General features: G+C 47.2%; 8 protein-coding genes. All 8 read left to right on the forward strand.

Going from position 1 to position 11,723, the window contains the following annotated elements; all coding sequences use genetic code 11:
* The first annotated feature begins 90 nt into the window (after positions 1-90).
* The gene (locus tag HQ39_RS08180) at positions 91-2,505 is read left to right on the forward strand and encodes a TonB-dependent receptor (RefSeq protein ID WP_081965422.1); all 2,415 of its coding nucleotides are present in this window, start codon (positions 91-93) and stop codon (positions 2,503-2,505) included.
* 62 nt (positions 2,506-2,567) lie between these two features.
* Complete coding sequence (locus HQ39_RS08185) at positions 2,568-3,566, forward strand: sirohydrochlorin cobaltochelatase (protein WP_036865345.1); 999 nt, start codon at positions 2,568-2,570, stop codon at positions 3,564-3,566.
* Between the two features lie 103 nt (positions 3,567-3,669).
* Positions 3,670-5,976: a TonB-dependent receptor gene (locus tag HQ39_RS08190; RefSeq protein WP_036865347.1), complete on the forward strand. Its 2,307-nt coding sequence runs from the start codon at positions 3,670-3,672 to the stop codon at positions 5,974-5,976.
* A gap of 604 nt (positions 5,977-6,580) precedes the next feature.
* Entirely contained in the window at positions 6,581-7,693 is a 1,113-nt protein-coding gene (locus tag HQ39_RS08195; RefSeq protein WP_036847769.1) for a mannose-1-phosphate guanylyltransferase, read from the forward strand.
* A gap of 23 nt (positions 7,694-7,716) precedes the next feature.
* Positions 7,717-8,310, forward strand: coding sequence for a hypothetical protein (locus HQ39_RS08200; protein ID WP_036865348.1), 594 nt, complete (start codon positions 7,717-7,719; stop codon positions 8,308-8,310).
* Positions 8,311-8,322: 12 nt separating this feature from the next.
* Positions 8,323-9,648, forward strand: coding sequence for a serine hydrolase domain-containing protein (locus HQ39_RS08205; protein ID WP_036865349.1), 1,326 nt, complete (start codon positions 8,323-8,325; stop codon positions 9,646-9,648).
* Between the two features lie 15 nt (positions 9,649-9,663).
* Complete coding sequence (locus HQ39_RS08210) at positions 9,664-10,371, forward strand: SIR2 family NAD-dependent protein deacylase (RefSeq protein WP_036865351.1); 708 nt, start codon at positions 9,664-9,666, stop codon at positions 10,369-10,371.
* Positions 10,372-10,375: 4 nt separating this feature from the next.
* Positions 10,376-11,713: a dGTP triphosphohydrolase gene (gene dgt, locus HQ39_RS08215; RefSeq protein WP_036865428.1), complete on the forward strand. Its 1,338-nt coding sequence runs from the start codon at positions 10,376-10,378 to the stop codon at positions 11,711-11,713.
* The last annotated feature ends 10 nt before the right edge of the window (positions 11,714-11,723 follow it).

Genomic DNA, 11,723 nt, shown 5'->3' on the forward strand with positions numbered 1-11,723 from the left:
ATAATCTCTTGGAGGAGGATAGAAGAAAATCCTGCTTCGGGAAGCACCTTACGGAGAGACACTAACAGGGGTGCTGCTTTTAGATTTGGTATGAACAAAAACTATGGAAGTAGGAAGAGAATGAGGCTGGGGCATACACTTCCCAAACTTCTGCTTTTTATAATCTTTACAATCACGATCTCCATGCCGGCTCTCGCCATAAAAGTGACGGGAAGGGTATTAAGTGGCGAAGGAACAAAAGCTCCGCTCAAGAGAGCTTTACTCGTGATTAAGGGGTCTTCTTTGCGAACCATGACCGACGGCAACGGGGTGTACGAGATGGATCTCCCTGTCGGTCGTTACACCTTTGTGGTCTCTTATGTGGGGTTCAAGCCGGAAACACGTTTGGTTAATATCTCCGGAGAGTCCGCCGTAACACAGGATTTCATTCTCGAACCTCTGGATATCGAAATAGAGGAAGTGGTAGTAACCGGAACAGGGACAGAGCACAGACTCAAGAATGCACCGGTTCAGACGGAGGTAATGACCTCTCGAATGCTGAAAGCATACGCCGGTAGGAGTTTGAGTGATTTGCTTTCGGGGTTGAGTGCTTCGTTCGACTTCTCTTCGTCGGATATGGGTTCGGGGATCTCTCTCGGCGGTTTGGGCAACGCTTACATCCTGATCCTCATAGACGGGAAACGCATTCACGGAGATACCGGAGGGCAGAACGACCTTTCGATGATCTCTGTTTCGGACATAGAGCGTATAGAGTTGGTCAAAGGTGCAAGCTCTTCTCTCTATGGCTCTGATGCCATGGCAGGCGTTATCAATATCATAACCAAAAAGAACTATCGAACAGCTCCGCTGGTGCTTGAAAACAGCACCAGAGCAGGCTCTTATGCCGATATACGGCAGAGCAATATGTTGTCTTTCAAGGTGGGTGCCCTTACTTCTGCCACACGCTATGCCTATCAACACACCGACGGATGGCAGAACAGCTCTCAAGAGCTTTACCGTAACAAACTCTATGAAGGCTCTACGACGCAGACGGTAAGCGAGTATTCCAATCACCGCATCCAGCAGGATTTCGAGTATCAACCCGGGAAAGATCTTCTGCTCTATGCTTCCGGGATGTACTATTATAAGAAACTGCTTCATAAACCGGGCGCACCACGCTGGCGGACGTTCCACCCATTCTATCGGGATATGGCGGTAATGGCAGGAGCGCAGTATAGGTTGAACGACAAGAGTATGCTCTCTTTGGATGCCTCTTTTAACCGCCATGCCTACTTCTATTCTTACTACGAGCGGACGATAGATGAGTATTTCCGTAAAGAGATGATAGATGGCAAAGAGGTGCATGTACCGCATCACATCTTTTACTATCCCGGTCAGGAGAGTCGCGAGAGCGATCAACGCCGTTGGCTTGCACACCTTAAGGGGGTATTCGATCTCTCTTCCAAACATAAACTTTCTGCCGGTGCGGAGTACATCGGAGAGCATCTGATAGCTCCCCGAAGACTTATCACGGACCGGGTTTGGACCTATACGCTCTCTGCTTATGCGCAAGACGAGTGGAATGCAATGCCGGATCTGAATGTAACCGCAGGTGTTCGGCTCGTGGGGCATCAGGCTTTCGGGATGACGGTAACACCCAAGATTTCGACCATGTATAAGATTGGCAATGTCAATCTTAGAGCGACATATTCCAACGGATTTAAGGCTCCCACTCCGAAAGAGCTCTATTACTTCTATGAGAGAGCCATGATGGGCAAGCTGCGTGTATATCTTGGAAATCAGGAGTTGAAGCCTCAACGCTCTCACTTTTTCTCCGGTGGGCTGGAGTACAGAACACCTAAAATCACGGCAGGAGCAACGCTTAGTCATAATCGGGTCAAGGATATGATCGCGCTTGTAAGGGTTCCGATTCCTCCTCAATACAGTAGCGATGAAGGCTCCGACTACGATGGCGCGATGCAGTATATCAATATGGAGAGTGCCGTGATTACGGATCTTGATCTCTCTTTCACTGTACGTCCCATCCGCTCACTTGCCATAGGAGCAGGATATAACCTGCTTAGTGCACGGGCGCATCTCATCAACAACGAAGAGAGTGAGAAAGCAGGCAAACCCGTATTGGAGCATAGAACAATAGATGGAACGGCAACGCATCGTGCAAATATCCGTGCCACATGGGATAAGAAATGGGAAGACTATGCTCTCGGAGTGGGTCTGTATGGCAGAATACAATCGGAACGCTTCTATCGTGAGTACGGCAATGCTCCCGGCTATATGCTTTGGAGGCTCAACACGACGCATACATGGAAAAACGACCGAACAGGGCTGCTCTTCGAGGCATCCGTAGGTGTAGATAATGTATTGAACCATTACGAGCGTCATCCTTACGGCTATAACTATGGTACTACATCGCCCGGACGAACATTTTATGCCGGGCTGACCATAAGATGGGGCAAGGCTCAACGCAAGATGAGAAACCTGAACAGTATGATGGAAGAAGAGTAACACAATTACTTTATACCGAGAATAAATAGGAATACTAACATTTAACTTTTACACAGATCGTTATGAAACCATTACGTAATCTTTGGGCAGTGATGCTTTTGCTATCTACAGCCCTCTTGTTTTCCTGTAAACAAGATGCTCCCGATGTGCCTCAATCTCCTGTTAAGTATGAGAAGAAGCACAACACAGCCATTCTTCTTGTAACATTTGGCTCTACTTGGGACGATCCTCATACAACTTACAAGGCTCAGATCAACCAGTTCAAGAAGGAGTTTCCCAATACAGACATTTTCTTCTCTTTCACTTCAAAGACTTGTATCAACCGTTGGTATGCCGAAAAGAAAGAGCAGTTCATCACACCGGATCTCTATTTGAAGTCTTTCATTGACAAGAACTACGAAAATGTTTACGTGCAAAGTCTTCACGTCATACCGGGAGAAGAGTACATGCTTCTCAGGGATGGATATGTGAAGAGCCACTATAACTTCATCGTACAAGACCTTAAACCGGAAAGAAAACCTGCCGTTTGCGGTAAAGCTCTTCTGGTATCGGACGAAGATATTGAAAGTGTTGGAAAGATCCTTGTAGACGCTTTTGCCGAAGAGCTGAAAGCCGGTCATGCGGTGGCTTTCATGGGACACGGTAATCCGGTATCCGACTATGACCATGCCAATGCTTCTTATGTCAAGATCGAAAAGAAGATGAAAGAGTATGCCAAGAAGACCTATAACAATGAAAATGTTTTCGTTGGAACGGTGGACTATCCGGCTATGCTTGTGGACTATGTTATGGATGGTCTGAAAGAGTCGAGCTGTAAAACAAAGACCGTTTACCTGCATCCTCTTATGTCTATTGCCGGTGATCATGCCAACAATGATATGCAAGGCGAGTACGATAAAGATGCTCCGGAAGACGAACAGAGCTGGAAAGTTCAGATAGAAAAGAAGCTTGGCTGGACCGTGAAGACCGTTACAAAAGGACTTGGAGACTATCCATCCATCAACGCTATCTGGATAGGTCATCTTAAAGATGCCATCAAAGACGCAGAAGAAGAGCAATAAGGTCTTTTTCTCACAACCGGTAATATAAATTACTTACAGGCAAAGCGGCCGCAGTGAAGAGGGTTACCTCTCACTGCTACCGCTTTGTCATGAAATACCAAATATGATGTTCAAACAAATTATTACAGCACTAATCATTATTCTTTCCTGTACCGCCACTGCTTTGGCACAGGATACCACAGCAAAAGGATACGTAATAGATGCCGATACGAAAAGGCCTGTCGAAGGCGTTGTCATACGTGTAAGCGGAACACTTGCCAGGGCAACAAGCAACAGCAAAGGCTATTTTGAGATACAGCGAGTCCCTTCGGATGCGGTATTGAAGTTTAGTCATGTCAGCTATCTGGCACGTACAATCTCGGCGGCAAAGCTATCCAAAGATCAAACCGTAGCCCTAACATCTTCCATGGTGAATATAGAACAAGTAACCGTTACAGGCACCGGAACACACAGACGAAACAAGGATGTTCCCATCCCGGTTACTGTCTTTACCGAAAAAGATCTGAAGAGACAAAACATCACCAACCTGAAAGAAGCTTTGCTCAAACTTATTCCATCCGTGACGGAAACACCTCTGGGAAGCATGGGATCCGTCATGACATTGAATGGTTTGGACGATAAATACATCCTTTTCTTAGTGAATGGGCAGAGACTCTTAGGCAGTGGATCTTCTGCTCCGGACCTTAGCAGAGTCAATCTTTCCAACGTTAAACGGATAGAAGTATTGGATGGAGCCGGTTCGATGATTCACGGATCGGATGCCATAGCAGGAGTAGTAAACATTATCACGAACGATATTCAGTCCGGAGTGGAGTTGGCTCTTAGCTCTTCGCTAAAAGATCACGGACGTCAGACCTATTCGGTTAATTTGGATGCAAAAGAGGGAAAATTCGGAAGCTATACTTCTTACAATAAACAGCTTACAGATGGTTGGATTCTTAATCCAATGGAAGAAGACAAAGAGGGCAAGCTTGTTCCCACGACCCGAATGGTGGTTATGGCATCCACAACTCACACGCTTTCTCAGCGTTTTACGTATGATTTCATGAGAGGAATGTCCCTGTATGCCGAAGGCTCCATTTCTCATTTTCTCCAGAACAGACCGGAGATGATCAACGGAACTAAAACGTCATACAACTACGATTTAGAGCATAAAAACGACTCTTATGCCTTTGGCGGACGATACGCAGTATCTCCAAAACTCTCTCTCTTTGCCGATTATTACAGAGATCACTACACCAGCTCTTACAACTACTTCCTTCCTGTGGGCAAAACAATCCGTCCGGGAGACAGTCAACTGCGTGTAGAGACTCGTTGGCACAAGACTTCCTTAAAAGGGATATACAATCTCAATCGCCAACACAAACTATCCTCCGGCATGGAGTACACCCTCGATGCGCTGGACAACTACTTCTCCACTTCGGACAAACTGAGAGAACCCGTAAGTACCGGAGCGTTTTCCTTCTACGCTCAAGACGAAATGCGTTTTTCAAGAGCCCTCCAAGCGATTGTCGGAGCAAGGATTACACGCCATGAAGTACTCGGAAGCTATGTTACTCCGAATGCCGCAGTGATGTACACATTAGGGGATTTGAAGTTCAGAGGATCGTATGCATCCGGATATAAGACACCTTCTCTGAATGCAATCTATACCTTTAACGTCAATAAGGATGGTACTCTGACCATTGGTGATGAGTCTTTACGCCCGGAACGCAGTCAGTTTTTCTCTGCCTCGATGGAGTACGCAACTAATCGTCTTGCTCTATCTCTCGGAGCGTATGCCAACTATCTCAGAGATAAAATAGAGCTTGTGGCTTTTGAAGTAACGCCGGAAGAGTTGGCACAATATCAAGCCAAGTATGGACCGGAAGTTACTCAAAACGTGGTGCGAAAGCGCAGTAACATAGACCGTGCAAGGGTTATGGGGCTCAAGGTTGGAGCAAAAGCATACCTCGGAGCCGGATTTATGTTGCAAGGCGACTACTCTCTTGTCGATGGCAAGAATCTGTCTGCGAAAGAGGGTGAAGACGACAGGCTGGACAAAACAATCCGTCATGCCGGAAATGTCTCCGCACAATGGACGCACTCTTGGGGTGGATACCATCTGAACGTAAACCTTACGGGAGAGTTGAGAGGACCTCGTTTCTCTTCTATTTATTCTCCAAGGATAGGGGATGCACCGGGTTATTCGCTTTGGAATATCAATACAACCCATACTTTTGAACTAGGTAAGCTGATACTGATGCCAACGGTAGGTATAGAGAATATCTTCAACTATGTGGACAATCGTCCCGGTTATCGTCATTATCTTAACGATAAAGGCAAAGGAGCCACAACGATGTCTCCTTATGCGACCATTACTCCGGGACGGACTTACTACCTCTCTCTCAGTGTAAGATTCAAGCAGTAAGGGAGGCATAGAGATTTAGACCATTCTCGGAATGGATCGGAGCGGGGATCGGATATGTATGGGGCATATATATTTCGATATCCGCTCTTTTTTATTCCCATTGCTCCGGAGTGTCTCTGCTTATTATCCACTCGGAGAGTGTAAGAGAAGGATGAAATGAATAGGTAAAAAAAGCAGACTGAACGCTTATATTGTTTCATCCGAACAGGTTAAGAGGTTAAAGTCAGGGTTTGATTTGTGGAAATCAAGCTTTAGGATTTGCAAATCAAGACTTGAATTGTGCCGTTCAAGGTTCGGTTTTTGGCAATCGGATCTTGGTTTTCAAGATTATACGGGTTTAAGACAATTTTTTAGAGTGATAAACCGATTTTGTGAATGGGTTTAAGTTTTAGTCGGACTTGGCAGAAGCAAAAGAAGTCCGATATTGTGCATATTTTTGTAACCTTTTAATTTATAATTGTTTAGTGTCTGTTTTGGAAGATAGAAATGGGCAAAATCTGCCCCTAAACAATCATCCGGCAGGCTTGTTTCTTTCTTTCGTTATTGTTAAATTTGCGTAGACCTTCGCAGGGATGGGTTACCCTGCGTTCTAATATTGATGGCTATGCATAATAAACAAACTTATTGCGTCATACTTGCGGGAGGAGAGGGAAACCGATTCTGGCCTTATAGTCGCAAGAGTATGCCCAAACAGTTTTTGGACTTCTTTGGTTTGGGTGAGACACTTCTTCAGATGACTTATCGTCGCGTTTCAAAATCTTTTTCAACGGAACGGATTTTGGTTTCTACCAATATCAACTATGTGCAGATCGTGCAGGAGCAGCTCCCCGAACTGCCTCTCGAAAATATCATCGTAGAGCCGTGCCGCAGAAATACCACAGCCACGTGTGCGCTGGCAACTCTTCATCTGTTGAGTAGAGATAGAGATGCGAAGGTCTGCTTTGCTCCATCGGACCACTTGGTATTGGATCACGACCTGTTCATAAAGACGATGAGGCAGGCATCTGCATACATTCACGAAAACGATAATGCACTACTTACGATAGGCATTGCACCCTCTCGTCCGGATGTCGGATACGGCTATATCCAAGTGGATGGTAAGGGAATGCCGGAAGATCCACTGGGTCATGTCTTCAAGGCAAAGACATTTACCGAGAAGCCCAAGGCAGAGATAGCGAGAATCTTTATCGAGAGTGGGGAGTTTTTCTGGAACTCCGGGATGCTCTTCGCAACCGGAACAGTCCTCCTCCAATCCCTTAGAGAGTATGCGCCCGAACTGATGGAGCGTTTGGAAGGACCGGACAAAGAGAGTCTGGCGCCTTATGGAACTCCCGATGAAGATGCCCATGTGGCAGAGACCTATCCCTACTGCCCCAATGTCTCCATAGACTATACGGTGTTGGAGAAAGCGGAAAACGTACACGTCTTGGTGGCAGACTTCGGATGGGCAGACCTGGGTACATGGGGTTCTGTCTACGAGATAGGGGAGAAGGATGCACGGGAAAATATGACGCTGCATGCTTCCGTGCTGGAAAATGAGAGCCGTCGCAATCTCGTGGTAAGCGATACTCCGGGTCGTCTCGTGGTGATGCAAGGTGTGGAAGATCTGTTCATCGTGGAGAAAGATGAGGTTCTGCTCATCTGCAAACGAGGCGAAGAGCAGAAGTTGAAGCAGCTTCACTTGGCGGCGATGTCGAAAGGAAAAGAGTATGTATAACCTTACAGAGAAAAAGAGAAACTATGAAAAAGCTGTTTTTGACCGCATTGGTCGTTCTGCTTGCCGTTGCAGGCTTGTCTGCGCAAGAGAGTATGGAAGTGATGAAGAGCTATGAAGGGGTCTACTCTTCCCCTCAGATTCCGATACAGCTCCATATCTCCGTACGAGGAGAGCAGCTCACCGCTCAAGGTACGGGGCAACCCTCTTTCGAGCTGACCTATATCTCTCCTGCCCGATACGAGAACAGGCAGGCCGGGATCGTGATAGAGTTTGTTACAAAGGAGAATAAGCTCATCATGGAACAGAGTGGTATGCGCATAGAAATGACCCGATCCGCTGCCGGTTCTGCTACAAAGGTGGTGGTGAAACCCGAAGTGCTCGACACTTATGTAGGGGTATATGGTTCGCCGAACTTCCCTGCAAAGATTACGATAAAGCGTACCGGCAACGACCTTACGGCTCAAGTGACATCGCAACCCACGGTGGCTCTCGACTGTAAGAGCGAACGTCTGTTCGTGAATGCCGCTTTAGGGCTTGAGATAGAGTTCTTCCCGAAAGAGAAGAAGCTCGTTTTGAGACAGATGGGACAGACTTTGGAGATGAAAAGAGAAGGATAGCAAGGTACAAGCATGAGATATATCATGATGGTTGTGGCTGTCGCAGCCACATTTTATTCCATTACTGTTCAGGCGCAGGATACTACTATCCTCCGCCTGAACAGGTTTTTGGAGATGGTGGAGCAGGAGGAAATGGTGATGGGAAATATTTCTGTCTTCCATTCCGGAAAGGAGATCTGCTCCAAGGCAATGGGGTTCAGAGATGTGGAGCATGGGGTAAGGGCAGATTTGGAAACACGTTATCGTGTCGGCTCTGTAAGCAAAACCTTCTGTGCGGTGGTGATACTGCGCCTTGTGGAAGAGGGCAAACTCTCTCTGCAAGACAGGCTGAGCCGTTTCTTTCCTTCTGTTCAAGGCTCCGAAAATATCTCCATAGAGCAGATGATGAGGCACAGAAGCGGTCTGAAAAATTTCCTTGAAACGCCCGACTATATCCACTGGAAGCAGCAGGTGCACACGAGAGAACAGCTGCTGATCCGTATTGAGACTGCCGGCTTGTCGTTCGATACTCCCGATTCAAAAGCGGAGTATTCCAACAGCAACTATGCCCTTTTGGCGATGATAGCCGAGCAGGTCTCCGGAAAGAGCTATTCCGCACTGGTGCGAGAGTATATCACTGATCCGCTGGGGCTTTCCGCTACTCGTGCAGAGGGAAACATAGAGCCGAAAGAGAATGAAGCGCTCTCTTACCGTAGAAGTTCGGAGTGGAGCTTTGCCGGCTATACCGACAGCTCCATTCTGCTTGGTGCCGGAGATGTGATCTCCACGCCAACGGAGCTGAACAAGTTCATTTCTGCCTTGATGAGCGGCAAGCTTCTATCTTCAGCCTCTTTGGTAAAGATGTTGGAGCTGAAAGAGAAATACGGCATGGGGATATTACCGCTCTATTTTAACGATAAAGTGGCTTACGGACATACGGGCGGGATAGATGGTTATGCCTCTGCGCTCTTCTATTTCCCGGACTCCGGCTATTCGTATGCCTATACATTCAACGGCGTGCAAGAGGATCTTTCGGTCGTTGTTGCCGGTCTGGTGAGTGCCATATACGATATGCCGTGGCAAAAGCCGCAGCCTGACGATCCTTCTACCTACTATCGCTACGAGGGGATATATGTTTCGTCCGACTTCCCTCTGCCCATATTCATTGGTGTACAAGAGGGTAAGCTCATGGCACAAGCACTCGGACAGTCCTCTTTCCCTTTAAAAGGTGCCGGCAAAGGGGTATTTGTCTTTGTCCCGGCTGCAATAAGAGTTATCTTTGAACCGGAGAAAGATGAAATGCTATTCCTGCAAGGAGGATTCCAAATCAGGATGAAAAAGATGTCTAAACAACCATAAAAACAGAGCTGCTGTATGAAAAAGAAGAAGATTGTGTTCTTAACCGGAGCCGGAATGAGCGTAGAGAGCGGTCTTGAAACATTTCGAGATGCCGACGGACTCTGGGCAAAGTATAGAATAGAAGATGTATGTACTCCGGAAGCACTGCGCCGAAATCCCGATCTTGTTCGTGAGTTTTATAACATGAGAAGGGAAGAGATCGCGAAAGTAAAACCTAACGGAGGTCATCTTGCCATAGCTGCGTTGGAAGAAGAGTACGATGTTGTGGTGGTTACTCAGAATATAGACGACCTGCATGAACGTGCCGGCTCCACGCAGATAGTACATTTGCATGGCGAAGCAATGAAGTGCGCTTCTCTCTCCGATCCGCATACTCCTCTTCCATTACCGGAAGGAAGGCTTGCGCTCACTGCCGATGATGTGGATGCCCGTGGTCTTCCTCTCAGACCTTTTGTGGTATTCTTTGGAGAATCTGTGCCTATGTTGGATGAGGGTATTCGTCATGTTTCGGAAGCGGATATATTTGTCATCGTCGGAACAAGCCTGAATGTCTATCCTGCCGCAGGGCTTATACACTATGCCAAACCGGATACACCTATCTTTCTGATAGACCCTAAGGAGGTTGCGATGAGTGGATTGGAGTTTACTCATTTCCGTTGCGGAAGCAGTGAAGGTATGCAACTCCTAACCGCCAAACTGGAACAACTAAAACAACATTCGTAATATGATGAGATGGGAACAGCTCCTGCAAGACACACGTCTGGGTATGGAGGACTATCATGTCAAGTCTGTAGGACGGACAGACTTTCAGAGAGACTATGACAGACTGATCTTTTCCGCTCCTTTTCGCCGTTTGCAGAACAAGACACAGGTATTCCCTCTACCGGGAAAAGTGTTTGTTCACAACAGGCTTACGCACAGCCTTGAAGTTGCTTGCGTCGGACGTTCGCTGGGAAACAATGTCGGGCGTATTCTGAGGGAGAAATATCCTCAAAGCGAAGCTACATTCGAGGAGATCGGAAGCATTGTCGCCGCTGCCTGTCTGGCGCATGATATGGGAAATCCTCCCTTTGGACACTCCGGGGAGAGGGCTATATCCGCCTATTTCAACGAGGGTAACGGGGCAAAGTACAAGGAGGAGGTGATCAGTGAAGGCGGCAGATGGTCGGACTTTGGACATTTTGAAGGCAATGCCAACGCTTTCCGCCTGCTCACTCACAGCTTCAAAGGGCGTCGCAGTGGCGGTTTTGCTCTCACGTATAGTACACTTGCATCCATCGTCAAGTATCCTTACCCTTCGCACTGTGCCCTTGCGTTGAGAAAGAAGAAGTACGGATACTTTCAGACAGAAGAGCAGACTTATGCCAATATAGCCGACCGGCTCGGCATCCCAATAGTGGAGGAAGATAACGGCATCCTGCTTCATGCCCGATACCCTCTTGTTTATCTGGTGGAAGCTGCCGATGATATATGCTACCAGATCATGGATATGGAGGATGCTTTTAAGCTGAAGCTGATAGACGAAAAGGAGGTCAAAGATATTATGTCCCGCTTCCTCAGCCCGGAGAAAACCGATAACGTGCAAAAAACAATGGACCGGGTGACGGACAAGAACGAGCAGATTGCTTACATCAGATCGGTTGTGATAGGCACTTTGGTAGAGGAGTGTACTCGCGTATTTGCGGAAAATGAAGAAGCTATCCTTGGCGGTACATTCAAGGGAGCACTTACCGACAACCTTTCGACCCAGGTACAGGCTGCCTTTAAGCATTGTGCCGAAACGGCAAAAACAAAAGTCTACTGCGCCAGAGAGGTTAAGGATATAGAGATGGCAGGTTTTACCATTTTTGCAGACCTCCTCGAACGGCTTATCATTGCTCAGAAATATCCTCAAAGAGCCTATTCTCAGCTTTGGTTTGGTCGTGTCCCTGAACAGTACAACCTCAAACACGCCACACTTTATGGCAAGATCCAGACAGCTCTGGATTATATTTCCGGTATGACCGATATATATGCACTGGATCTTTACAGGACATTGACCGGAATGAGTCTTCCTGCCGTTTAGACGAACTATG

The sequence above is a fragment of the Porphyromonas sp. COT-108 OH2963 genome, assembly GCF_000768895.1.
Lineage (GTDB): Bacteria > Bacteroidota > Bacteroidia > Bacteroidales > Porphyromonadaceae > Porphyromonas_A > Porphyromonas_A canoris.

Bases quoted from the DNA above. Each gene is read 5' to 3' on its own strand.
- HQ39_RS08180 (WP_081965422.1), top strand. From the start codon at position 91: ATGAACAAAAACTATGGAAGTAGGAAGAGAATGAGGCTGGGGCATACA.
- HQ39_RS08185 (WP_036865345.1), top strand. From the start codon at position 2,568: ATGAAACCATTACGTAATCTTTGGGCAGTGATGCTTTTGCTATCTACA.
- HQ39_RS08190 (WP_036865347.1), top strand. From the start codon at position 3,670: ATGATGTTCAAACAAATTATTACAGCACTAATCATTATTCTTTCCTGT.
- HQ39_RS08195 (WP_036847769.1), top strand. From the start codon at position 6,581: ATGCATAATAAACAAACTTATTGCGTCATACTTGCGGGAGGAGAGGGA.
- HQ39_RS08200 (WP_036865348.1), top strand. From the start codon at position 7,717: ATGAAAAAGCTGTTTTTGACCGCATTGGTCGTTCTGCTTGCCGTTGCA.
- HQ39_RS08205 (WP_036865349.1), top strand. From the start codon at position 8,323: ATGAGATATATCATGATGGTTGTGGCTGTCGCAGCCACATTTTATTCC.
- HQ39_RS08210 (WP_036865351.1), top strand. From the start codon at position 9,664: ATGAAAAAGAAGAAGATTGTGTTCTTAACCGGAGCCGGAATGAGCGTA.
- dgt (WP_036865428.1), top strand. From the start codon at position 10,376: ATGAGATGGGAACAGCTCCTGCAAGACACACGTCTGGGTATGGAGGAC.